The sequence below is a fragment of the Kitasatospora cineracea genome, from assembly GCF_003751605.1.
GTDB lineage: Bacteria > Actinomycetota > Actinomycetes > Streptomycetales > Streptomycetaceae > Kitasatospora > Kitasatospora cineracea.
Window position 1 is genome coordinate 894,921 of record NZ_RJVJ01000001.1, and the last position, 24,031, is coordinate 918,951.

The following is a 24,031-nucleotide window of genomic DNA, read 5'->3' on the forward strand; positions in this document are numbered from 1 at the left end:
GCGGGCTGTCCGGGGCGGCCAAGATCACGTCTCACCGGCCGGACGGACGTACCGCCGCCGCAGCGCCGGGCGATAGGCTGCGGCCGTGGCTCAGATTCAGATCCCCGCCGACAATCTGCCCAACGACGGCCGCTTCGGCTGCGGCCCCTCCAAGGTGCGCCCCGAGGCCCTGAGTGCCCTCGCCGCCACCGGAACCTCCCTGCTGGGCACCTCCCACCGCCAGGCCCCGGTGAAGAACCTCGTCAAGCGCGTCCGCCAGGGCGTCGCCGAGCTGTTCTCGCTGCCGGAGGGCTACGAGGTCGTGCTCGGCAACGGCGGCTCCACCGCGTTCTGGGACATCGCCGCGTTCGGCCTGGTGCGCGAGAAGTCGCAGCACCTGGACTTCGGCGAGTTCTCCTCCAAGTTCGCCTCCTCCGTGAAGGCCGCCCCGTGGCTGGCCGAGCCGACGGTGATCAAGACCGCCCCGGGCACCCACCCGCTGCCGGTCGCCGAGGCGGGCGTGGACGTCTACGGCCTCACCCACAACGAGACCTCCACCGGCGTCGCGATGCCGATCCGCCGCCCCGAGGGCGCGGACGCCGGCTCGCTGGTCCTGGTCGACGCCACCTCCGGCGCCGGCGGCCTGCCGGTCGACATCCGCGAGACGGACGTCTACTACTTCGCCCCGCAGAAGTCCTTCGCCTCCGAGGGCGGCCTCTGGCTGGCCGTCTTCTCGCCGGCCGCGCTGGAGCGCGCCGCGGAGATCGCCGGCTCCGGCCGGTACATCCCGCCGTTCTTCGACCTGCCGACCGCGATCGACAACTCCTCGAAGGACCAGACGTACAACACCCCGTCCATCTCCACCCTCTTCCTGCTGGCCGACCAGCTGGAGTGGCTGAACGGCCAGGGCGGTCTGGACTGGGCGGTGGCCCGCACCGCGGAGTCCTCCTCGATCCTGTACTCGTGGGCCGAGAAGTCCTCCTTCGCGCAGCCCTTCGTCGCCAAGCCGGAGGAGCGCTCGCAGGTCGTCGGCACCATCGACTTCGACGACGCGGTGGACGCCGCCGCGGTCGCCAAGGCACTGCGTGCCAACGGCATCGTCGACACCGAGCCGTACCGCAAGCTGGGCCGCAACCAGCTGCGCGTCGCCATGTTCCCGGCGATCGACCCGGCGGACGTCGAGAAGCTCACCGGCGCCATCGACTACGTGGTCGAGCACCTGAACGACTGATCCGGCGCCTTCCCGCAAGGCCCCGGTCCGCGCCGAGCGGACCGGGGCCCTGCGCGTTCCGGCCCGACGGGCCCCGGGCCGCGTTCGGGCCGAACCGGTCGGGGAAGCGCCCTGCGCACCGAAGCCGCCGAACACGGCGAGCCCCCTGCCCGAACGCCTCGCCGCCCGGTGGCGGTTGCTCCTGCCCGGCCTCGCCGCCCCCGGCGTGATCAGCCGGCTGCGCGCCACCCGCCACCGCCGGACGGGGCCGCCGCCACTACTTCTGCACGATCGCGCTGATGATCACCACGACCAGCAGCAGGACGAACGCGCCGGTGACGATCCGCATACGAGTCTTCGGGTCCACCCTCCGAGGGTAATCGGTCGAACGCCCCGCCCCGCACACAGGGCACTCGTCCCGACCGCCTCCCCCGACCGCCGTGCATGTCCCCGGGGCTGACACCGGCACCGTTGGGCAGGCTAGGGACATGCTCACCTACGACTCGAACGGCTTCCGCCTCGACGGCCGACCGCTGCGCATCCTGTCCGGCGCGGTGCACTACTTCCGCAGCCGCCCCGAGCAGTGGCCCGACCGGCTGGCCGCGGTGCGCGCGATGGGGCTGAACACCGTCGAGACGTACGTGCCGTGGAACCTGCACGAACCCGCGCCCGGCCGCTTCACCCGGCTCGACGAACTCGGCGCGTTCCTCGACGAGGCGCACCGCCAGGGCCTGTGGACGATCGTCCGCCCCGGCCCGTACATCTGCGCCGAGTGGGACAACGGCGGCCTCCCCGGCTGGCTCACCGCCCGGGTCGGCCGCCGGGCCCGCACCAGCGACCCCGGGTTCCTCGCCGCCGTCGACGCGTTCTTCGACGTCCTGCTGCCCCAGGTGGTGGAGCGCCAGTGGGGCCGGCCCGGCGGCACCGTGCTGATGGTGCAGGTCGAGAACGAGTACGGGGCCCACGGCAGCGACGCCGACTACCTCGCCCACCTGGCCCGCGGACTGCGCGAACGCGGCATCACCGTCCCGCTGTTCACCTCCGACGGCCCCGAGGACCACATGCTCGCGGCCGGCACCGTCCCCGGCGTGCTGGCCACCGTCAACTTCGGCTCCGACCCCGAAGGCGCCTTCGCCGCGCTGCGCCGCCACCGCCCCGAGGACCCGCCGTTCTGCATGGAGTACTGGAACGGCTGGTTCGACCGGTGGGGCGGGCCCCACCACACCCGGGACGCCGGCGACGCCGCCGACACCCTGCGCCGCATCCTCGCCGCCGGCGGCTCCGTCAACCTCTACATGGCCCACGGCGGCACCAACTTCGGCACCACCGCCGGCGCCAACCACGCCGACCCGCCGTTCAACTCCACCGACTGGACGCACTCCCCCTACCAGCCGATCACCACCTCCTACGACTACGACGCCCCGCTCGACGAACGCGGCCTGCCCACCGCCAAGTTCGACGCCTTCCGGCAGGTCATCGCCGACTTCGCCGCCGAACACCCCGAACCCGCCCGGTACCTGGACCACCGCGAACCCGAACTCCCCGCCCCCGCACCCGTCCTGGACGCCCGCGAGGTCCTCCTCGACGAGTACGCCGAGCTGCCGTTCGGACCCGCCGTGCACTCCCCCGTACCGCCGCTGTTCGAGGAACTCGGCCTGGAGCACGGCCTGGTCCGCTACACCACCACGGTGCCCGACCGCAGCCCCGACCTCCCGCTCACCGTCGAAGGACTCCACGACCGGGCCACCCTCCACCTCGACGGCAAACCCGCCGCCACCCTCGAACGCGGCGTCGCCCCCGAACCCGTCACCGCCGGCGGCGGCACCCGGATCCGGCTCCTGGTCGAATCGCTCGGCCGGGTCAACTACGGCCCGCAGGTCGGCGAGACCAAGGGCCTCACCGGCGTCCGCCACGAACGCCAGTACCTGCACGGCTGGCAGGCCGAACCCCTCCCCCTCGACCCGCTCCCCACCCCCGCCTGGACCCCCGGCACCCCCGCCCCGGAACTCCTCGCCCGCGGCACCCTCCACCTCGACGCCCCCGGCGACACCTTCCTCACCGTCCCCGAGGGCGAACACGGCTACCTCTGGGTCAACGACTTCCTCCTCGGCCGCTACGACACCCGCGGCCCCCAGCACACCCTCTACTGCCCCTGGCCCCTCCTCCGCCCCGGCCCCAACACCCTCACCCTCCTGGAACTCGGCCCCACCACCCCGTCCCGCATCCACCTCCACCCGTCCCCCGACCTCGGCTGACCGCGCCAGGACGAAAGCCAGGGGCCCTGGGACAAACTGCTGCGCGCCAGACCCTGCGAGAGCCAGGGGCGCGAGGAACTGCTGCGCGCCAGACCCTGCGAAAGCCAGGGGCGCGGGGAACTGCGCGGCCAACCGAGCACGCACAGCCAGATCGCCTCGTGGGACAGTGTGTTGCACTATCCCGCGAACTCGCTGACGTGCGACTCCCGCTGCGCGCAGTTCCCCGCGCCCCCGGTTTCGCACCATCCCGCCCGCGCCCCCGGTCTCGCACCATCCCGCCCGCGCATCCGGCTTCGCACCGTTCCCGCCCGCGCAGCGGCTCACGTGCCGAGCGGCCAGCCCTCCACCGCCGTGTAGCGGGCCGGCCCGTAGCCCGTCTCGCTGCGCATCAGTTGGATCCGCCCGGCCGGCCATTCGCTGCCCCGGAACTCCCGCAGTGCGCCGGCCATCGCCCGCAGGTCGGCCGGGCCGCCCGGGCCGCGGCGGCGGGTGGTGCCGGCCCGGGCGAGGGTCAGGTGCGGGTGGAAGCCGCGTTCCTCGTCGGTGGCGCCGAGCGCGTGCTGCACGGCGGCGGCCAGCTCGCGCAGGTCCCGGACGTCCCCCTCGACGCCTGCCCACAGGGCCCGTTGGCCGAAGGTGCCGCCGCCGGCCAGTCGCAGCCGGTGGGCCGGGTGCTCGCCCGCGACCCGGGCCAGCGCGTGTTCGAGCGCGGGCACCTCGTCGGCCGGTACCTCGCCGAGGAACGCCAGGGTGAGGTGCCATCCGGCGGGTTCGGTCCAGCGCAGCCCGCCCGCCCCGGGGAGTCGGCGCAGCGGCGCGGCGGCGTCGGTGAGTTCGATCTTGGCGAGGGGCGGAGGGTTCACCGCGACGAAGAGCCTCATCCCGTCATCCTGCCGCACCGCTCCGGTCCTGCCATCGGATAAAAAGGCAGTCATGCACATCCGCACCGGAGGCCCCGGTTCCGCCCAGGACCTGCTCGCCCTGCTCGACGGCGCCGTCGCCTGGCTGGCCGCGCGCGGCCGCACCGGCCAGTGGGGCACCGTCCCGTGGTCGCAGCGGCCGGAGTCGGTGGCCCGGGCCGAGCGTTCCTGCCGCGAGCAGTTCGTCCGGATCGCCGAGCCCGACGGCGGCGGCGCCCCGCTCGGCATCTGCGTCATGTCCCGACAGGCCCCCGCGTACGCGGGGACGGCCGACCGGCCCGAGCTGTACGTCCACTGGCTGGTGACCGACCGCGCGCACCGCGGTTCCGGCGTCGGTGCGGCCCTGGTCGCGGACGCCCGCCGCGAGGCCCGCGAGCGCGGCCTCGGCCTGCTGCGGGTGGACTGCTACGCGGGCGGGGACGGCCGGCTGGTCGAGCAGTACGAGCGGCTCGGGTTCACCCGCACCACCGCGTTCACCGTCGACCGGCCGGACGGCCCCTGGCCCGGGCAGGTCCTGGAGCAGCGCGTCCCCGCCCGGGGTTAGCAGGCGGGCGCCAGGTCGCCCTTCTGCACCACCGAGAACACCCGGCCCCTGGTCCGCACCGGGTGCAGGTCCAGGCGCAGGCGCAGGCCGCTGATCCGGCCGAGGACCAGCGCGACCACGCCGGCCGCCGCCGCGGAGACCAGGCCGCAGGCGAGCAGGCCGAAGCGCGGGCCGTACTGGGCGGTGATCCAGCCGACCAGCGGGGCGCCGATCGGGGTGCCGCCGGTGAAGACCAGGACCAGCAGGCCCATCACCCGGCCGCGCATCTCGGGGTCGGTGCCGAGCTGCAGCGCCGAGTTGACCGAGGTGTTGAAGGTCAGGCCGAACACGCCGATCAGGGTGAGCAGCAGCGCGAAGGTCCAGTAGCCGGGCGCGAGCGCGGCCAGCACCTCCAGCGCGCCGAAGGCGAGCGCCGCGAACACCAGCCGGCGCAGCCGGGGCGCGCCGCGGCGGGCGGCGAGCAGGGCGCCGGTCAGCGAACCGACCGCCATCGCGGTGTTGAGCAGGCCGTACGCGCCCGCGCCGACGTGGAAGGTGTCGTGCGCGAAGCCGGCGAGCAGGGTCGGGAAGTTGAACCCGAAGGTGCCGATGAACCCGGCGAGCACCATCGGCCACAGCAGTTCGGGGCGTTCCCGGACGTACCGCAGGCCCTCGCGGAGCTGGCCGCGCTCGCGGGCGATCCGCTCGACGGGGCGCAGTTCGCTGCTGCGCATGGCGAGCAGGCCGCCGATGACCGCGACGAAGGAGAGCGCGTTGACGGCGAACGCCCAGCCGCTGCCGACCGCGGCGATCAGCGCGCCGGCGACGGCGGGGCCGACCAGGCGGGCGGTCTGGAAGTTGGCGGCGTTCAGGCTGACCGCGTTGGCCAGGTCCTTGGCGGGCACCATCTCGCTGACGAAGGCCTGCCGGGTCGGGTTGTCGACCACCGTGACCAGGCCGAGCAGCAGCGCGAACAGGTAGACCACGACGGGTGTGACGGCGCCGGTGATGGTGAGCAGGGCGAGGCCCGCGGCGAGCAGGCCCATCGCGCCCTGGGTGGCGACCAGCAGGCGGCGCTTGGGCAGCCGGTCGGCGAGGACGCCGCCCCACAGGCCGAGCAGCAGCATCGGCAGGAACTGCATGGCGGTGGTGATGCCGACCGCGAACGGGCTGCCGGTGAGGCTGAGCACCAGCCAGTCCTGGGCGATGCGCTGCATCCAGGTGCCGGTGTTGGAGACGACCTGGCCGGCGAAGTAGTACCGGTAGTTGCGGATGCGCAGGGACGAGAACATCCCTCCCGGGCGGGTGAACCGGCCCGGCGAAGCGGCGGGGGTCTCCGCCGCGGTGGGATGCTCGGGGTCGTCGTCGCCGCTGCCCGGCAGGCCCGTGGGGGCGGGTGCCTGGCTCTGCGCGGCGGGGGCGCCGGTGGGCGCGGTCCCGGTGGTGGTGGCCGCTTCGTCGGTGAGCGGTTCTTCGTGGCGCGGGCCCGCGGGGCGGGTGATCGGGCGCCGGGTGTCGGTGCGGAGGTCGGTGCGGATGGTCGCGGTGCGGATCGCGGCGGCGCGGGCGGCCGGCGGTGTCAAGGTGGTCTCCCCTCGGCGCGCCGCGACCGGTTCGACGGTCGCGGCGCGGTGTGCGGTGCTGGTGGGTGCTGCGGTGATGCGGTTCTCCTTCGTACGCCCGGGACGGGACGGTCCGGCTACAGGTTGGCCAGCTTGTAGAGCACGGGTGCGGCGGCCTTCAGCCGCTCCCACTCCTCCGCGTCGAGGTTCTCGGCGAGGGCCGCCAGCCAGGCGTTGCGCCGGCGGCGGGACTCGTTGAGGATCTCCTCGGCCTGCTCCGTACTGCTGACAACCACCTGTCGGCGGTCCTCCGGGTGCGGTTCGCGCCGCACCAGGCCCTTCTCCTCCAACATGGCGATGATCCTGGTCATCGACGGCGGCTGGACGTGCTCCTTGCGGGCCAGCTCGCCCGGTGTCGCCCTGCCGCAGCGGGCGAGGGTGCCGAGCACCCCCATCTCGGTGGGGCTCAGCGACTCTTCGACCCGCTGGTGTCGCAACCGTCGGGCCAGGCGCATCGCGGACGACCGCAGCTGGCTGACCGCCAGCAGGTCGTCCTCGGACATCTCGGGCATGTCATTAGCTTACGTCATTACCGAGTCTAAGGAAAATTGATTTCGCCCGGCCCTGCGACGCGGGTCCACCCGTTCGACCGACCCGGACCGTCCGACGCCGCCCGGACGCCACCCCGGTACGGGCTCAGTCCGCGGTGAGGTGGAAGCCCAGCCGCCCGAAGCGCAGCCGGTCGCCGGCCCGGACCACGGTGCCGCCGGCCACCCGGCGGTCGTTGACGAAGGTCCCGTTGCTGGAGCCCAGGTCGTACAGCACCCAGTCGCCGGCCTCGAAGCGCAGTTCGGCGTGGCGCCGGGAGACGGTCGAGTCGCCCAGCCGGAGGTCGCAGCCGGTCATCCGGCCGATCCGCAGCAGCCGGACGGCCGGGTCGGGCAGTTGCAGCCTGGTCAGCTGCTCGGCGTGCCAGGTCTGCCGGAGCCGGACCTGGAGCGCGGAGACCTTGGCGACGGTGCGCAGCAGCACCCGGGAGACCGGGCCGTAGGTGCGCAGGTCGCCGACCACCTCGGCGAGCTCGGCGCGGCTGCGGGCGGTCAGCACCAGTTCCATCCGGCGGATGAAGGTGTCGTGCGAGAGCCGGCCGCTGCCGACCCCGTCCCGCAGCACCGCCAGGGCGTCGTCCCGCTCGGCCTGCGAGGGGCGGGCGAGCTGGGTGCTGAACTCCTGAGCGGCCATAGCGTGATTGTCGGGTGACCGGCCCGCACTGTCCAGCACACTACCGGGACCGGTCCACCGACCCGTCCGACTCCGGCCCGGGGCACGGCTTTTCGGTCCGGTCCCGGACAACTCCCCCGCGCCGGGCCGCCGTCCTGGCAGGATCCATCCCGCCCGGCACCGACGACCGCCCTGCCGTCCCATCCGACGGTCGACCTGCCGACCTGTCGACCTGTCGACCGACCTGACGATCCACCCGTCCGACGACCAGCCCGGGGAGCGCCCGCCATGCCCGTGATCGCCGTGACCGGGCACCTCGACCTCGCCCCGGACACCGCCCGCGCCGTCCGCGCCGCCCTGGACGCGTTCCTCGCGCCGTACCCGGCGGGCGAGTTGACGGGGGTGTCCTGTCTCGCGCCGGGCGCCGACACGCTGTTCGCGGACGCCGTGCTGGCCCGCGGCGGCCGCCTGGTCGCCGTGCTGCCCGGCCCGTCCGCGCCGGGCCCGCACGCCGACGCCGCCGAGCGCGCCGACTTCGACCGCCTGCGGGCCGCCGCGCACCGGGTGCTGGTGCTGCCCGCCGCCCGGCTCGACCCGGCCGCGTACGCCGCCGCCAACGACCGGCTGCTGCTGCTCGCCGACCGCGTGGTCGCGGTCTGGGACGGCGGGCCGGGCAACGGCCGGGGCGGGACGGCCGACATGGTCGCCGCCGCCCGGGCCGCCGGGCTGCCGGTGGACGTCCTGTGGCCGCCCGGCTCGGCCCGCACCGGAAGGCCCTGAACGGCCTTACGGCTCCAGCCGGTTCGGGCCGCGGAACAGGAACACCGCGTCCCGGATCGAGGGCAGCCCGAGGGCCAGCATCAGCACCCGGCCCAGGCCCAGGCCGAACCCGCCGTGCGGCGGCATGCCGTACCGGAAGCAGTCCAGGTACCGGCCGAGCGGGCCCTCGGGGCTCGCGTCCATGCCCTTCTCCCGGGCCTGCGCGACCAGCCGGCCGTAGCGGTGCTCGCGTTGCGCACCGGTGGTGATCTCCACGCCCTTCCAGAGCAGGTCGAAGGACTCGGTGACGGCCGGGTCGCCGGCCGACCGCAGGTGGTAGAACGGCCGCACCGAGGCCGGGAACCCGGTGACGAACACGAACTCGTGCCCGGTCTCCCGCTCCACCAGCGCGCTGAGCAGCCGCTCGCCCTCCGGGTCGAGGTCCTCCCGGACGCCCTCCGGGTCCCATCCGGTGTCCCGCAGCCTCTTCACCGCCTCGGCCATCGTCAGCCGGGGGAAGGGCAGTTCGGGCACCACGACCCGTACGCCCCAGTGCCGCTCGATCTGCTCGCCGTGCCGCTCGGCGACCAGCTCCAGCGCCCGGCGCAGCATCCGCTCCTCGAAGGACATCACGTCCTCCACCCCGTCGATCCACGCCAACTCGACGTCCACGCCGGTGAACTCGGTCGCGTGACGGGACGTGAAGGAAGGCTCCGCGCGGAACACCGGACCGATCTCGAAGACCCGGTCGATGCCGCCCGCGATCGCCATCTGCTTGTAGAACTGCGGGGACTGCGCCAGGTACGCCTTCCGCTCGAAGTACCCGACCTCGAACACCTCCGCGCCGGACTCCGAGGCGGTGCCCATCAGCTTCGGCGTGTGCAGTTCGGTGCACCCCTGCTCGGCGGCGACCTCCCGCATCGCCTGCTCGACGGTGGTCTGCACCTCGAACACCAGCCGCCGCTCCGGACGCCGGAGGTCCAGGAACCGCCAGTTCAGCCGCTGTTCGGGGCCGGTCTCCGGGCCGATCGGCAGCCCCGGCTCGGCGGCCGACACCACCTCGACCCGCTCCGGGACGATCTCCAGCCCGCCGAGCTTCACCACCGGGTTCGCCACCACCCGGCCGGTCACCACCACCGCCGACTCCACCGTCAGCCCCTGCAGCAGCTCCCCGAGCGCGTCCCCCTCACCCCCGCGCCGGTGCGTGACCTGCACCATCCCAGTGTGGTCGCGCACCACCACGAACTGCACCTTGCTCTGCAGCCGCAGCGTGTTGACCCACCCCTTGACCGTCACCGTCCGACCGACCGCGGCCGGCAGCTCACCGACGAGGACACGCACCATGCCGAAGCAACTCCCTGGGTTGCGGGCGCGTTGTTCGCGCCACGAGAAGAGCGGTAGACAGCCGCCCGAGGACACGCCCACGCTAACCCGCCCACCCCCACCGCCACCTCCGGTTTTTCCCCGCACCCGGCCCGCCACCCGACCCCCGCCACGCCGACGGCCCGACTCGGCAGCGCCCCTCCCTCTCTCCTCCGCGCCCTTCCCACCTCCCCTCTCCTCTCCTCTCCTCCCCACCCCTCCACCGCCACTACGATGACCCGACTCGGCAGCGTCCGAGTAGAAGTGACTGCCCGTCAGTCATGTGCGCGTTCCCTGGGGAGGACGTCCGGTGGACGAGGATGCGTGGGACAGTTCCGCCCTGCGGGCGAAGACCCTGGCGGGGCTGCTGGCCCTGGTCGGCCCGCTGGTCGAGACCGCGGCCCTGCCGCAGCCGCAGGCCCCCGTCCGGCGCCTGGAGGTGTTCGACCCGCTCGACCGGCTCGCCGGGGCCCGGGACGGGACGGTGCTGGTGGCCGTCGGCGTCGACCCGCACGCGGCGGCCGCCGAGGACCTGCTGCGTGCGGCGGGGGACGGCCGGGCGGCGGCGGTGGTGCTGCGGGAGGTCGGGGACGGCGCGCGCAAGGACGCCCTGCGGGAGGCCGCCCGGCGGGCCGGCACGGCGCTGCTGCTGCGGGCCGCCTGGGCGGGCTGGCCGGAGCTGATCACCGCGCTGCGGGCCGCCGTCGAGAGCCCCGCGCCCGGCGGCACCGACGTGCCGCTCGGCGACCTCGGCGGCCTGGCCCGCCGGATCGCCCTGCAGGTCGGCGGTGCGGTGACCATCGAGGACCCGGACTCCCGGGTCCTCGCGCACCACGCGGAGAGCGCCGACCTGGACGGCATCCGGCTCCGGACGGTCCTGACCGGCACCGTCCCCGAGGAGCGGCGCCGGGCGATGGACCGGGACGGCTTCCTCCGGGAGCTGTGGTCCTCCCACCGGGTCCTCCACCGCCGGGCCGGCCCGGACGCCCCGGAGCGGATGGCGGTGGCGGTGCAGGCGGGCGGCGAGCGCCTCGGCTCGATCTGGGTGGCCGCGATCACCGGCCGGCCGCTCCAGGAGAGCGCCATCGAGGTGCTCCGGGACGCCGCCCGGGCCGCCGCCGTCCACCTGCTGCACCACCACTCCCGCCGCGACGCCCGGCAGGCCCTGCTGCTCGACGCCGCCCGCGCGGTGCTCGACGGCCCGGGCGCGGGCACCCTGCTCGCCGGGTACAGCGGCATCCCGGCCGACGCGCCCTGCGCCGTGCTGGCCGTCGGCACGCCCGGCCCGGTCGACGACGGCCGGCGCGTCCGGCTGGAGCGGCAGGTGCGCCTGCACCAGCCCCGCCCCGGCCGGGGCTCCCTGGTGCTGCCCGCCGACCGCGGCGTCCTGGTCCTGCTCGGCGGCCTCGCCGACCGGCCCGCCACCGCCGCCGCCCAGGCCGCCGACTTCGGCCACCGGCTGGCCACCGAGCTCTCGCACCGCTCCGACGCCCCGGTCCTGGTCGGCCTCGGCCCGGTCCGGGCCCGGCTGGACGACGCCGCCCGCTCCCGCCACCACGCCGAACTCGCCCTGGGCGGCCTGCTGTTCGGCCGCCCAGGGCCCGAAGGCCGGTGCGCCACCGTCGAACAGGTCGCCGACGCGGTGGCCCTGCGCCACCTGCTCGAAGCCCTGCACGACCTGCCCCTGCCGGTACGGACCTCGGTCTCCCGCCTGATCGAGCAGACCGGACCGCCGGACGAACCGCGCAAGGGCGAACCCGACCCGCCGGCCATGCTGTACGCCTACCTCCGCCGCTCCGGCGCCCTGGGCCCGGCCGCCGACGACCTCGGCCTCGCCCGCACCACCTTCGCGGCCCGCTTCCAGGCCCGGGTCCTCAAACCCTCCGGCCTGGACGTGAACGACCCCGACGCCCGCCTGCTCGCCCACCTCCAACTCCGCGCCCTGCGCCACCGCGCCGAGGAACACTGACCACCCGGACCCGCGTCCGGACACCGGTTCCGCCCGCCGGCCCGGTGCCCGTGCACCGCCCCCGTCCGCCGAACGCCCCGCCCGAGCCGCCCGCACCGTCCGACCCGCTCCTCCCCGGCGCCTCCGCACCGGACCGCCGCGCACCGGGGCCGACGCCGCGCACAGCGCCCGGCCCGGCGCCCGGAACCCGGCCCGGCCGCTGCTGCCCGCGACCCGCCCCGGCCGCCATCCTGGGAAGCACGGCCCCGGCCCGCGTCCGGGCCCGGCCCCTTCCGGTTCCTGCCCGACCGACCCGTGCGGAGCGTGCCCCATGCCCGAGAACCGCCCCCCGTCCGAGCACCTCCCCTCCCCACTGATCGGCGCCGAGCGGCGCGAACTCCTGCTGCGCGAGGCGGTCCGCCAGGGCCTGCTCGACCCGGAGGAGACCCCGCTCGCCGCCTTCCTCGACCTGGACGCCGTCACCGGGACGGTCGCCGCCCTGCACGCCGCGTTCCCCGCCGCGCTGGACGTCCGACACGCCTTCGCCGCCAAGGCCAACCCGCTCGGACCGGTGCTGCGCCGGCTGCGCGCCCTGGGCATGGGCTGCGAGGTGGCCAGCCCGGGCGAGTTCGCGCAGGCCCTGGCCGCGGGCTTCCCGCCGGAGCTGATCGTGCTGGACTCCCCCGCCAAGACCCGCCGCGAACTGGCCCTCGCCCTGGACCTCGGCGTCACGGTCAACATCGACAACTGGCAGGAACTGGCCCGGATCGACGCCCTGCTGGCCGGCCGCCGCTCCGCCGCCCGGATCGGCGTCCGGATCAACCCGCAGGTCGGCGGCGGCAGCATCGCCGCGATGAGCACCGCCACCGCCACCTCCAAGTTCGGCATCCCGCTCGCCGACGCGGGCAACGCCACCCGCCTGATCGAGGCGTTCCGGGCCCGCCCCTGGCTCACCGAACTGCACTGCCACGTCGGCTCCCAGGGCGTCGACCTCGACCTGATGGCCACCGGCGTCGCCGCCACCGCCGCCTTCGCCGAACGGATCAACCGGGAACTGGGCCGCCGCCAGGTCACCGGCCTCGACATCGGCGGCGGCCTGCCCGTCAACTTCGCCGACGACCGGATCGCCCCCGGCTGGGACGCCTACGTGGACCGGCTGCGCACCCACGCCCCCGTCCTGTTCGACGGCCGCTACCGGCTGACCACCGAGTTCGGCCGCTCGGTGCTCGCCAAGTCCGGCTTCATCGCCTCCTACATCGAGTACACCAAGGAGGCCGGCGGCCGCCCCATCGCCATCGGCCACGCCGGCGCCCAGGTCGCCACCCGCACCGTCTTCATGCCCGACAGCTGGCCCCTGCGGATCAGCGCCCACCACCCCTCCGGCCGCACCAAGCACGGCACCCCCGTCCCCCAGGACGTGGCCGGCCCCTGCTGCTTCGCCGGCGACCTGATCGCCCGCGCCCGCCCCCTCCCCCGCCTCGACCCCGGCGACCTGATCTGCCTCCTCGACTGCGGCGCCTACTACCCCTCCAACCACTTCTCCTACAACTCCCTCCCCGAACCCCCCGTCCACGGCGCCACCACCACCCCCACCGGCACCGTCCACTTCACCCCCCTCCGCCCCGCCCAACCCCTCGAAGCCCTCCTCACCCCCACCCCCGCCTGACCGTCCGGGGGCCGACCACCCTGCGAAGGTGCTCAGTCGGCCGTCGACGGACCCGGGCGCTGTGCAGGGTTGGCCATCCCGACCACCGCGCTCACCGTCAGCAGCGCACCCGGGAGAGGTCGTCCAGGACCGGCCGAACGGTCGGCCCCCACCGCTCCGGGGGCCGGACCCGTCGACCAGGTACCGCTCGCGGCTCACGCCACCGTCTGGCCGTCGGTCCCGCCGAGGAGGTCGAACTCCCCGCCGGCCACGGCGTCCGCGAGCGCTGTCCGGCGGGCGAGTCTGACGGCTTCGAGCAGAGCGGCGTTCACCGTGGCCACCTTGGTGGAGGTGCCGAAGAACTGCTGTGCCTCGGCGAGGAGGTCGTCGTCGAGGTCGATGACCGTGCGCGTCATGGTCGTCCTTCCTTCCGTCAGCCGCCTCCATGATGTCGAGCCGACCCGCCATCCGATATCGAACAACGCGCACGGCCCTCCCCCGCGCGGTGCGGGGAAGGGCCGTGCGGCGGCCGGCGACGATGCGCAGGAGGCAGAAGGTGATGAAGCCGATGCCGTTGGTGATGAAAGTGGTCAACGTCTTGGGTGCGATGTCGGCCCGGCTACCTACTCGCCCCGCCGCTTCGCAGGCCGCACCGAGCTGGACGTAGACCCTGACCAGCTCGTTCGGGTCCTCTATGCCCGAGAGTCCGGGGGTACGGGTGGGCGGGTCGAGAGCCAGAAGTCGAAAGCCCCCGCACCCGCAAGTGTCTGGGGAGGCTGCGGTGCGGGGGTCGAGCCCGCCGGCGGGGGAAGCCGACGGGGGTACGAGGGCGCTTAAGGGCTCGTACCCACACCTGATGAGGAACGGCTGTCCGGACGTGATTACGCCGGAACCGGGGGAAGGTCCGAGAGGACACGTCCGGCTTGGTCCCGCGTGCGGAATCCGAGGCTGATGAGGGTGACGCTCTCCCCGGCGCCCAGGGGCGTCCGGCCGTGCGGTGTGAGCGCCCCGTCGAAGACGACACCGCTGCCCGCTGCGAGGTCACATTCGAGGTAGCCGGCGGCGCTGATGAAGACGGTGGTGCTCGCCTTGGCCGTCCCGGGGCGACGGGTACGCGCGAGGCAGATGATCAGGTTGGCTTCACCGAATCCGGCCTCGTCCACGTGGAAGTCGAGGAACTGTCCTTCCGTGTAGCCGATGTAGACGCCGGTGTGCGGCTGCTCGACGTCCAGGCCGGTGGACCGGGCCACGATCGCGGCCAGGTCGACCTGGGCGGCGAAGCGGTTCGCGGCGTCGCCGACGGCCGCGTTGCGCTTGCCGTTGTGCCGGTAGCCGTCAGCGGCGAGGGCCTGTTCGGCTTCCGCCGCCATGGCGGCGACCAGTTCACTGGGGAAGGGCTGGTCCCACAGGTGGCGGGGCTGCACCCGCTGGTGCACGGCGAGGCTCTGCACCGCACTCCGGACGGCGGTCAGGTCGTCGTGCCACCGGGTCGGGTCACTCACGGTGGTGCGGGTCTGGAGCCAGGCTGTCCACTCGCGGCTCCACTCGCCCGGCGCCACGACGACCGGAGCTGACGCGGGGGCGCTGCCGATCAGGGTGTCCACCCGGTCGAGTGCGGCTTGCGTGGACTCGACCAACTCGGTGTTCCCCTTGGCGATCCGCAGCCGCAGCGCCTCTTGCAGATGTGTACGGGCGCCCATGAGGTCGCCGCGTTCCATGAGGTGCTTGCCGAAGTGCTGGAGCGCGAAGTCGAGGAGTTCCGGGCACTTGCTCCGCGCGGTGTCCAGGGCGTTGCGGTAGAACGTCTCCGCGGTCTCGACGTCGCCCGCGTAGCGGTGGGCGTCACCGAAGTTGAGTTCGGTGGCGACGACGGCCCGGACGTTCCCGCTGGTGATGGCCAGTTCGAGCGACCGTCGGAGGAACGTGTGTGCCTCGGCGTAGTTCCCGAGGCTCATCTCGGCGATGCCGATCCACCGGGTCAGGACACGAATCCGGTCGGGACCGGGGCTGGTGGCCAGCTCCTCCCGAAGCCCCTGCAATGCGGTGGTCAGCTCGGCCCGGTCGGTGGGAACCATCCGCAGGTCTGCGTCTTGTCTGATGAGGTGCTGGAGCACTGGGCCTTCCCTCGGTCGGTTGCGGTCAGCCTGGCACTACAGCTGGTCGATCTGCTGGCGCAGACCGTTCAGCAGGTCCACCCCGTGCGGGGTGAAGTGCTCACCCAGGACTTCGAGTTCGCGCATGAGGTAGCGGGCCGCCGGCAGTCCTTCGTCGTAGGCGCTCCGGAAGCACCCCCGCTCGTTGGCGGTCAGGTCGTCACGGTCCAGCTCGGTACGGCGGAACCGCAGCAACTGGCTGTAGACGCAGGTCGCGTGGAAGGCGCGGTCGATCTCCCAGGACTGGTTGCGTGCGACGCCCTGACCGGCCCGCCACGCGATCTCGATCTTCGGTGAGGCCTCGGAGGAGTACCCGTCGGCGAAGACCTGGTGCTGGTGGATGTGCAGGGCGATCGACTGGTGCGTCCCCTCGTGCAGCAGGTTCTCCGCCAGGAACAGCGGCGACGGCTCCGGGCTGACGGTGTTCGGCGGGATGTGGTGCCGGGCCTTGTCGGAGAACACGATGACGTACGGGAGCGCCGGGTCACTGGAGCTGGTCAGCGACGAGATGGGGACACCGGGCTTGAGGCCCACCCAGAGCATGCCGCGAACGAACTCGCGCATGCGCTCGAAGCCCTGGGGGTGGACCAGCGACAGGCGGTCCAGCGCAGTCATCAGCGCCGCACGTCGCTCGTCGGTGTGCTCCACGATCTGGTAGTTCGCCAGGTTGATGTCGTCGGCGATCTCGCGGGGCAGCTCGGCGTCGAACCAGTCGAAGGTGGCTCCGGCAATCGTCAGTTGTTCGCTGCGCAGGGTGCGGGCGTGTTCCGCGTAGGGGGTGTTCGAACGGAGGATGCGGCCCATCAGCGCGAACGGGAGGACCGACTCGGCACCCTCTTCCCGGAGTCGGGTCAGCTCCGGGTCACTGCGGGTGAGGTCGAAGAAGGAGCCGGACGGAACGCGGGCGGCAATCGTGGTCGACACAGTGGACTCTCCTCGGACGGAACGTGCGGAAGACGGATCGGGAGGGGAGCGGGCCGACTCGGCTGTGTGCGCCGAGCCGGCCCGCCGAGCCGCCAACGAGACGGCGTCACTTCAGGGTTGAGGTCAGCTCTCGGTGACCGGGACGAAGTCGCCGTCCGGGACCATGTGGTCCAGGGCGCGGGTCAGGCCGGTGACCACCGGCACGAAGTCGCCGTCCGGGACGGAGTGGTCCAGCCGCCGGGTCAGGGCGGTGATCTCCGGGGCCTGCTTGCTGTCGCTCATGTGCTTCTCCCATCGGATTCGTTCTGCCCGTCCAGAGATGGGCGGACAGTCACGCAGGGTGGTGCAGCCCAGCCCGCCGGAAGCGTCCTTCCGAAGGGCCGGGAGTTCGTGAGCGCCTTGAGGCGCATGGTCAGGTGCGGCCGGACACGATCAGCACCGTCACCAGCGCCAGCAGCACCAACAGGGCGAGCGGGTAGGCCACGGCGACCGGTTTGGGGGTGGGAAGTCGGTGGGCGGCCCGCTCGGCCGCCGCGCAGTACTCGTCCTGCTCGTCCACTCCGTGCCTACGCCGACCGCTGGGCGTCGAGTGAGGCCCGAAGCGCGGCGCGACGGTGGGGGGTTCGAGCACGGGCGATGCAGTCGTTGCAGATCGCGTGACAGGTGCCCTCGGCGTCCTCAGGCGCTTGAAGCGTCGATCCGGCGCAGACCAGCGTGTCCCGGGAACAGGCCCAGCAGGTTCCCCGGAAGTACCCGTCAGGCCGTTCGACCTTGAACTCCTCACCGACAAGGCGGAAGGGCGGAGGCTTGTCGGCCTCCCCGTTCGTGTGGCGGCCGACGAGCTGGGCGGCAGCGCTGACAGACATGCGACCTCCAGGACGTGAGCTGATCAGGACGGTGTGACGCTCGTGGCGGTGGTCCGGGCGATGCAAGGAGAGCCCGATTGCGTTGAGCGCCTTGACAGTTAGTGAACCGGGAGACCAGCACAATCGGTACGCTTGCCAGCACGTAGAGTGGTTTAAGTGGTTTACAGCGCCACCTGGGGGACTGGTCGTGGACCCGAGCAACGAACCCAACCACCTTCTGAGAGAAGCGATTTCAAGCACTCGCTGGACCTATGAGGCGCTTGCCGCTGCCGTGCGACGGATCGGCGCCGAGAACGGCGAGAGCCTGCGCACCAACAAGTCGGCCGTGGCGCACTGGGTCAAGGGCAGGCAGCCGACCGGGCAAGTGGGCCAGTACGTCGCCGAAGCTCTCTCCCGGCGTGTCGGACGGTCGGTCACGACAGTGGAGATCGGGTTCGCCGAGCCCTCGGAATCCCTTGCCGGGAGCCACGATCCGATCGAAGCAGCGACCATCCTCGGCCGCGCCGATGTCGAGCGCCGCAACTTCCTTGCGGTGGCGGCGTTCTCGGCCGCCGGTGTGGCTATGCCCCTGGGCTACGACCCCGAGCCGATCTCACGCCTGATGCGGACCCGTACCACCGCCACCCGGGTTGGCGCCGAAGAGGTCGAGGTGGTCCGACAGATCACGGCGGTGTTCAGCTCGGCAGACGAACGGCTCGGCGGCGGACACGGGTTGACCACCGTCACCGCGTACCTCGCCGACACGGCCGCTCCCATGCTCAGTGCCCGGTTCCCCAACGAAGGTGTCCGACAGCAAGCATTCGGGGCCGTTGCCGAACTCGCCTACCTGGCAGGCTGGAAGCATCACGACCTCGGGCAGGAAGGTGCTGCCCAGCGCTACTACCAACTCGGCTACCAACTCGCCGTCGAAGCCGATCCGTACGGCCATGCAGGCTGGATGATGCGCGCGCTCGCCCACCAGGCGCTCAGCCTCAAACAGCCGCGCAACTGCCTCGCACTGATCGAGAACGCCCTCCGCCGAAGCGACGGGCGCGTGGACGGGCAGACCGAGGCGCTGCTCCACATCACCCTCGCGAGGGCGTTCGCGGCCACCCGAGACAAACCGTCCGCAGCCCGCGCGCTGTTGGCCGCAGAGGACGCCCTCGCCCGGCACGACGACCCGCAGCCCAGCTTCTCCCTCATGAGCGGCCCGGCCGCCGGCACCGTCGCCAGCCACACCGCCCGCACCCTCACCGACCTCGACGACCACACGGGAACCGAGCAGCAGCACCGGGCGGCGCTGATCCGTTGGGACTCCGAGAAGTACAAGCGGGTCCACGCCCTCACCTACGCCGACCTCGGGGACAGCTTGGCTGCCCAAGCCCGAGCCGACGAGGCGGTGGGCACCTGGGGCCGCGCGCTCGACCTCATGGAGGGGATGACCTCCGACCGGACGAGAAAGGCGATCAGCTCGATCCGGCCACAGTTGGCGATCTACCGTAGTCGCGGAGTCCCAGGGGCCAGCGACCTGGAACGCCGAGCACGCGAGGCACTGACCTGACAGTCCCACCGCCGGAAGGAACCGAACCCGTGGCCCAGACAAGCACCGATCAGCCCGTCGCGCTCAAACCCGCCACGGAGTCGATGACACTGCTGGTCGCCGCTGTGATCGTCCACGACCGCGAGGCCCGACGAGTGGTCCTCCTCCGACGAGGTCCGAAAGCCAAGTTCGCACAGGGCATGTGGGACCTCCCCGTCGGCAAGAACGAGCCGGGCGAGCCGATCACTCAGACCGCCGTGCGCGAACTCGCCGAAGAGACCGGACTCGTCGTGTCGCCCGACGCCCTGAACCTGGTGCACGTCATCCACGGAGCACGGGGCGTCGAGGCCCCCAACGGCTTCCTGACCGTGGTGTTCGCCGCCAACGAGTGGTCCGGCAGCCTCCGCAACGGCGAGCCCGAGAAGCACTCCGAAGTCGCCTGGGTGAGCACCGAGACCCTCCCCCAGGAATTCGTCTCCACCACCGGGACGGCCCTCAACCGCTACCTCCGGAGCGGCCCCAGCGTCTCGCTCGACTCCTGGTGATCCGGCTCCGTCCGAACCCACGAACACAGCACAACGCAAGTGGCCCCGCACTCGCCCAGGAGTGCGGGGCCACCGTCGTAGCCAGGCGGTTCAGATCAGAGCAGGCCGAGGGCCGGCATCAGGTAGTAGAAGGCGAAGACCGCGGCGACGCCGTACATGGCGATCGGGACGGTGCGGGCGCGGCCGGCGACGATGCGCAGGAGGCAGAAGGTGATGAAGCCGAAGCCGATGCCGTTGGTGATGGAGTAGGTGAACGGCATCATCACGATGGTGAGGAAGGCCGGCATGGCGATGGTGAAGTCGGACCAGTCGATCTCCTTGATGGAGTTCGCCAGGATCAGGAAGCCGACGGTGACCAGCGCGGGGGTGGCGGCCTGGGCCGGGACCATGGTCGCCAGGGGGGTGAGGAAGAGGGCGAGCATGAAGAGCGCGCCGGTGACGATGGAGGCGAAGCCGGTGCGGGCGCCCTCGCCGACGCCGGCGGTGGACTCGACGAAGCAGGTGTTGGCGGAGGCGGAGGTGGCGCCGCCCGCGGCGGTGGCGATGCCGTCGACCATCAGGATCTTGTTGATGCCGGGGAGGTCGCCCTTCTCGTCGAGCAGGTGGGCCTCGTCGGCGACGCCGAGGATGGTGCCCATCGCGTCGAAGAAGCAGCTCATCAGCACGGTGAAGACGAACAGGACGCCGGTGAGGACGCCGACGTGCGAGAAGCCGCCGAACAGGCTGAAGTGGCCGACCAGGCCGAAGTCGGGGGTGGCGACGGGGTTGCCGGGCCAGGTGGGGACGGTGAGGCCCCAGGTCTCGGGGGCGAGGTCGGCGGCCTGCTGGATGACCACGGCGACGGCGGTCATCACGGCGATCGAGATCAGGATCGCACCGGGGACCTTGCGGATGACCAGGGCCATGGTGAGCAGCAGGCCGAGGATGAAGATCAGCACGGGCCAGCCGTGCAGGTGCCCGCCGGCGCCGAGCTGGAGCGGGACGGTGGTGTGGGCGGCGTCCGGGACGCGGGTGACGAAGCCGGAGTCGACCAGGCCGACCAGGGTGATGAACAGGCCGATGCCGATGGCGATGGCCTTGCGCAGGCCGAGCGGGACGGCGTTCATGACGCGTTCGCGCAGGCCGGTGGCGACCAGCAGCATGATGGCGAAGCCGGCCAGGACGACCATGCCCATGGCGTCGGGCCAGGTCATCTTGGGGGCGAGCTGGAGCGCCACGATGGTGTTGACGCCCAGGCCGGCGGCGAGGCCGATCGGCACGTTGCCGATGACGCCCATCAGCAGGGTGGTCAGGCCCGCGGTGAGCGCGGTCGCGGTGACCAGCTGCCCGCCGGCGAGGTGGGTGCCGTTCATGTCCGTGGCCGAGGCCAGGATGATCGGGTTGAGCACCAGGATGTACGCCATCGTGAAGAAGGTGGCGACACCACCGCGGATCTCGCGGGGCAGGGTGGAGCCCCGCTGCGAGATCTTGAAGAAGCGGTCCAGGGCGCCGGACGGGGGCTGCGGCGCGTTCTGGGAGGGCTCGGGCGACGCGGTGGTCGACTGGGCCTGCGGAGACATGTCGGGGGTCCTCGATCGGAAGGGGCCGGGGGAGACCGGGAGTCAAGGCGGGGGACATTTCAGTATGTCGATTCCGGTCGTGCACGCGCCATCTTCGCGCGTAGAGCAAGCCCATTACGGTCACGCTCGATCACCATCGCTCACGTTCGGCCCCTCTGGAGGGCGGCCGACCACCTCTCCCGGACGCCCCGGGCCGCCCCGTAGGCTAGGGCCCATGCCCAAGACCGCGCTGCGCTCCGCTCCCCCGCCCCTCGAGGGGAACGACGTCGCCATCGTCGGCACCGGCACGGTGCTGTGGTTCGTCGGCTTCGTGGCGCTGGTGCCGTTCCAGGGGTGGCTCTCCGACCACGGCCACGGCACCTGGCCGTGGATCTGCCTGTCCGGCGGCCTGCTCGGCCTGATCGGCCTCAAGTACTGCACCGCCCGCCGCGCCGCGATCCGCCGCGCCCGCGCCGCCGAGGCCGCCGGAGAACCCGGGGAAGCCGCGCTCTAGCGCGCCGCCGCACCACGCCGCCGTAACGCGCCGCCGCACCACGCCCCGCACCACGCCGCCGCAGCACGCCGCCGCCCCCGCCACCCGTCCGGCCGGAATCCGGCCCGAGGCGGGACGCACCGGGCAAATCGCCCACCTAGAGTCGGTGCCATGACGCACTCAGCGGAAGGCACCGCCGCGCCCGGCCCGGGCCCCGGCGCGCACCCCACCGGCGCGGGCGGCGCGTACCAGCCCGGGCTGAGCGGCGCCGAGGTCGCCGAGCGGGTCGCCCGCGGGCAGCTGAACGACGTCCCGGTGCGTTCCAGCCGCTCGGTGCGGGAGATCGTCCGGGCGAACGTGTTCACCCGGTTCAACGCGATCATCGGGGTGATGTTCGGCATCATCCTGGTGGTCGGCCCGATCCAGGACGGCCTGTTCGGCCTGGTCATCGTCGCCAACACGGCGATCGGCATCGTCCAGGAGATGCGCGCCAAGAAGACCCTGGACAGCCTCGCGCTGATCGGCGAGGCCCGCCCCCAGGTCCGCCGGGACGGCGCCGCGGTGCAGGTCCCCGCCGGCGGGATCGTGCTGGACGACACCGTGCTGCTCGGCATCGGCGACAAGGTCGTGGTGGACGGCACCGTCACCGAGGCGGACGCCCTGGAGGTCGACGAGTCGCTGCTGACCGGCGAGCCGGACCCCGTCCACAAGCGCCCCGGCGACCACGTGATGTCCGGCTCCTTCGTGGTGGCCGGCGCGGGCGCGTTCACCGCCACCAAGGTCGGCCGGGAGGCGTACGCCGCGAAGCTCGCCGAGGAGGCCAGCCGGTTCACCCTGGTCAAGTCCGAGCTGCGCACCGGCATCGACCAGATCCTGCGGTTCATCACCTACCTGCTGATCCCCACCGCGATCGGCCTGGTGATCAGCCAGCTCGCGGTGCAGCGCAACGACTGGAAGGAGGCCGTCCGCCGGATGGTGGCCGGCATCGTGCCGATGGTCCCCGAGGGCCTGGTGCTGCTCACCTCGGTGGCCTTCGCCATCGGCGTGGTCCGGCTCGGCCGCAAGCAGTGCCTGGTCCAGGAACTGCCCGCGATCGAGGGCCTGGCCCGGGTCGACACCGTCTGCCTCGACAAGACCGGCACCCTCACCGAGGGCGGCATGGACCTGGTCGACCTCCGCCCGCTCGCCGACCCGGCACGGGCCCCGCAGGCCGACAAGGCCGTGCTGGCCGAGGCGCTGGGCGCGATCGGCGCCGCCGACACCCGGCCCAACCCCAGCATGCAGGCCGTCATCGACGCGTATGGGCCCCCGCCGGAGGGGCGCTGGCGGCTGCTGGAGGCGATCCCGTTCTCCTCCGCCCGCAAGTGGAGCGGCGTCCAGCTGCTGGAGCCCGGCGGCACCGAGGGCAGCTGGCTGCTCGGCGCCCCCGACGTGCTGCTCCCGCCCGGCTCCCCCGCGCTGGCCGAGGTCGACGAGCTGGGCGCGCAGGGCCTGCGGGTCCTGCTGCTGGGCCGCAGCCCGCTGCCGCTGGACGACCCGGACCCGGCCGCCCGGCTGGAGCCGCTGGCCCTGCTGGTGCTGCAGCAGCGGCTGCGCGAGGACGCCGCGGACACCCTGCGCTACTTCCGCTCCCAGGACGTCCGGGCCAAGGTCATCTCCGGCGACAGCGCCGTCTCGGTCGGCGCCGTCGCCGCCCACCTCGGCCTGCCCGGCGCGGAGACCGCGACCGACGCCCGCACCCTGCCCACCGACCCCGAGCAGCTCGCCGAGGCCGCCGACCGCACCGCCGTCTTCGGCCGGGTCACCCCGCAGCAGAAGCGCGCCCTGGTCGGCGCCCTGCAGTCGAAGGGCCACACCGTGGCGATGACCGGCGACGGCGTCAACGACGTCCTCGCCCTCAAGGACGCCGACATCGGCGTGGCGATGGGCACCGGCTCGGACGCCACCCGGGCCGTCGCCCAGATCGTGCTGCTGGACGACCGGTTCGCCACCCTGCCCTCGGTGGTCGCCGAGGGCCGCCGGGTGATCGGCAACATCGAGCGGGTCGCCGGGCTGTTCCTGGTCAAGACGGTCTACTCGGTGCTGCTGGCCCTGCTGGTGGTGTTCACCCAGGTGCCGTACCCGTTCCTGCCCCGGCACTCGACGGTGCTGTCCTCGCTGACCATCGGCATCCCGGCGTTCTTCCTCGCCCTCGCCCCCAACAACGAGCGGGCCCGCACCGGCTTCGTCCGCCGCGTGCTGCGGCTGGCCGTCCCCGGCGGCGTCGTCTGCGGCGCGGCGACCTTCACCGCCTACGCGCTGGCCCGCGGCGACGACGAGACCACCCTGAAGGCCGACACCTCGGTCGCCACCCTGACCCTGTTCATCACCGCCATCTGGGTCCTGGCGATCGTCGCCCGCCCCTACACCTGGTGGCGCCTGCTGCTGATCGGCGCCATGTCCGGCGCGTTCGCGCTGGTCCTGCTGGTGCCCTGGCTCGCCGACTTCTTCCAGCTCCAACTCGTCGGCTGGCGCGACCCGTTGACGGGCGTGGCGATCGCCCTGGTGGCGGGCTGCCTGCTGGAGGTCAGCGCCCGGGTCTTCGCGGAGCGGAAGTAGCCGCCGGGGCC

At 73.0% G+C, this 24,031-nt stretch carries 21 protein-coding genes; 10 read left to right on the forward strand and 11 right to left on the reverse strand.

Annotated features, from left to right (window positions below):
- Positions 1–85 precede the first annotated feature (85 nt).
- Positions 86–1,210, forward strand: coding sequence for a phosphoserine transaminase (gene serC, locus EDD39_RS03910; protein WP_123553388.1), 1,125 nt, complete (start codon positions 86–88; stop codon positions 1,208–1,210).
- Positions 1,211–1,677: 467 nt separating this feature from the next.
- A complete protein-coding gene (locus tag EDD39_RS03915; RefSeq protein WP_123553389.1) occupies positions 1,678–3,444 on the forward strand; it encodes a glycoside hydrolase family 35 protein in 1,767 nt (588 codons plus the stop codon).
- A gap of 320 nt (positions 3,445–3,764) precedes the next feature.
- On the opposite strand, the gene thpR is transcribed toward EDD39_RS03915, so the two are convergent.
- Entirely contained in the window at positions 3,765–4,325 is a 561-nt protein-coding gene (gene thpR, locus EDD39_RS03920; RefSeq protein ID WP_123553390.1) for an RNA 2',3'-cyclic phosphodiesterase, read from the reverse strand.
- 52 nt (positions 4,326–4,377) lie between these two features.
- On the opposite strand from thpR, the gene EDD39_RS03925 reads away from it, so the two are divergent.
- Positions 4,378–4,908 (forward strand): GNAT family N-acetyltransferase, encoded by a 531-nt coding sequence (locus EDD39_RS03925; RefSeq protein ID WP_123553391.1) that lies wholly within the window; start codon positions 4,378–4,380, stop codon positions 4,906–4,908.
- On the opposite strand, the gene EDD39_RS03930 is transcribed toward EDD39_RS03925, so the two are convergent.
- The 3 genes from EDD39_RS03930 to EDD39_RS03940 form a co-directional block, all read right to left on the reverse strand.
- Positions 4,905–6,470, reverse strand: a complete 1,566-nt coding sequence (locus tag EDD39_RS03930; RefSeq protein ID WP_123553392.1) for an MFS transporter — start codon at positions 6,468–6,470, stop codon at positions 4,905–4,907. The genes EDD39_RS03925 and EDD39_RS03930 overlap by 4 nt on opposite strands.
- A gap of 116 nt (positions 6,471–6,586) precedes the next feature.
- Positions 6,587–7,021 carry a MarR family winged helix-turn-helix transcriptional regulator gene (locus EDD39_RS03935; protein WP_030458088.1) on the reverse strand — a complete coding sequence of 145 codons (435 nt, stop codon included), beginning with the start codon at positions 7,019–7,021 and terminating at the stop codon, positions 6,587–6,589.
- Between the two features lie 124 nt (positions 7,022–7,145).
- Positions 7,146–7,691, reverse strand: coding sequence for a DUF1707 and FHA domain-containing protein (locus tag EDD39_RS03940; protein WP_030458089.1), 546 nt, complete (start codon positions 7,689–7,691; stop codon positions 7,146–7,148).
- Between the two features lie 267 nt (positions 7,692–7,958).
- Between EDD39_RS03940 and EDD39_RS03945 the strand changes: the two genes are divergently transcribed.
- Positions 7,959–8,450 (forward strand): hypothetical protein, encoded by a 492-nt coding sequence (locus EDD39_RS03945; RefSeq protein ID WP_123553393.1) that lies wholly within the window; start codon positions 7,959–7,961, stop codon positions 8,448–8,450.
- 6 nt (positions 8,451–8,456) lie between these two features.
- Here EDD39_RS03945 and aspS read toward each other — a convergent pair whose 3' ends face one another.
- On the reverse strand, positions 8,457–9,773 hold the full coding sequence (gene aspS / locus EDD39_RS03950) for an aspartate--tRNA(Asn) ligase (protein WP_123553394.1): 1,317 nt from the start codon (positions 9,771–9,773) through the stop codon (positions 8,457–8,459).
- Positions 9,774–10,101: 328 nt separating this feature from the next.
- Here aspS and EDD39_RS03955 point away from each other — a divergent pair, with 328 nt between their 5' ends.
- Entirely contained in the window at positions 10,102–11,760 is a 1,659-nt protein-coding gene (locus EDD39_RS03955; protein ID WP_123553395.1) for a hypothetical protein, read from the forward strand.
- 310 nt (positions 11,761–12,070) lie between these two features.
- The gene (locus EDD39_RS03960; RefSeq protein WP_123553396.1) at positions 12,071–13,405 is read left to right on the forward strand and encodes a type III PLP-dependent enzyme domain-containing protein; all 1,335 of its coding nucleotides are present in this window, start codon (positions 12,071–12,073) and stop codon (positions 13,403–13,405) included.
- 194 nt (positions 13,406–13,599) lie between these two features.
- Here EDD39_RS03960 and EDD39_RS03965 read toward each other — a convergent pair whose 3' ends face one another.
- From EDD39_RS03965 to EDD39_RS39265, 5 genes are all read right to left on the reverse strand, one after another.
- Positions 13,600–13,800, reverse strand: coding sequence for a type II toxin-antitoxin system VapB family antitoxin (locus EDD39_RS03965; RefSeq protein WP_123553397.1), 201 nt, complete (start codon positions 13,798–13,800; stop codon positions 13,600–13,602).
- 465 nt (positions 13,801–14,265) lie between these two features.
- Positions 14,266–15,459, reverse strand: coding sequence for a tetratricopeptide repeat protein (locus tag EDD39_RS03970; RefSeq protein ID WP_148089379.1), 1,194 nt, complete (start codon positions 15,457–15,459; stop codon positions 14,266–14,268).
- A gap of 75 nt (positions 15,460–15,534) precedes the next feature.
- The gene (locus tag EDD39_RS03975) at positions 15,535–16,461 is read right to left on the reverse strand and encodes a hypothetical protein (RefSeq protein WP_123553399.1); all 927 of its coding nucleotides are present in this window, start codon (positions 16,459–16,461) and stop codon (positions 15,535–15,537) included.
- A gap of 123 nt (positions 16,462–16,584) precedes the next feature.
- Entirely contained in the window at positions 16,585–16,743 is a 159-nt protein-coding gene (locus EDD39_RS39260; protein ID WP_162869937.1) for a hypothetical protein, read from the reverse strand.
- A 130-nt stretch (positions 16,744–16,873) separates the two neighbouring features.
- A complete protein-coding gene (locus EDD39_RS39265) occupies positions 16,874–17,020 on the reverse strand; it encodes a hypothetical protein (protein ID WP_162869938.1) in 147 nt (48 codons plus the stop codon).
- A gap of 494 nt (positions 17,021–17,514) precedes the next feature.
- Here EDD39_RS39265 and EDD39_RS03985 point away from each other — a divergent pair, with 494 nt between their 5' ends.
- Together EDD39_RS03985 and EDD39_RS03990 are read left to right on the forward strand one after the other, a co-directional pair.
- Entirely contained in the window at positions 17,515–18,867 is a 1,353-nt protein-coding gene (locus EDD39_RS03985; protein ID WP_123553401.1) for an NsdA family TPR-like regulatory protein, read from the forward strand.
- Positions 18,868–18,896: 29 nt separating this feature from the next.
- Complete coding sequence (locus EDD39_RS03990) at positions 18,897–19,391, forward strand: NUDIX domain-containing protein (RefSeq protein WP_123553402.1); 495 nt, start codon at positions 18,897–18,899, stop codon at positions 19,389–19,391.
- A gap of 95 nt (positions 19,392–19,486) precedes the next feature.
- Here EDD39_RS03990 and EDD39_RS03995 read toward each other — a convergent pair whose 3' ends face one another.
- On the reverse strand, positions 19,487–20,950 hold the full coding sequence (locus EDD39_RS03995; protein WP_123553403.1) for an NCS2 family permease: 1,464 nt from the start codon (positions 20,948–20,950) through the stop codon (positions 19,487–19,489).
- Between the two features lie 214 nt (positions 20,951–21,164).
- Here EDD39_RS03995 and EDD39_RS04000 point away from each other — a divergent pair, with 214 nt between their 5' ends.
- Together EDD39_RS04000 and EDD39_RS04005 are read left to right on the forward strand one after the other, a co-directional pair.
- On the forward strand, positions 21,165–21,443 hold the full coding sequence (locus EDD39_RS04000) for a DUF2530 domain-containing protein (protein WP_123553404.1): 279 nt from the start codon (positions 21,165–21,167) through the stop codon (positions 21,441–21,443).
- Positions 21,444–21,593: 150 nt separating this feature from the next.
- Complete coding sequence (locus tag EDD39_RS04005) at positions 21,594–24,020, forward strand: HAD-IC family P-type ATPase (RefSeq protein WP_123553405.1); 2,427 nt, start codon at positions 21,594–21,596, stop codon at positions 24,018–24,020.
- Positions 24,021–24,031: the final 11 nt, after the last annotated feature.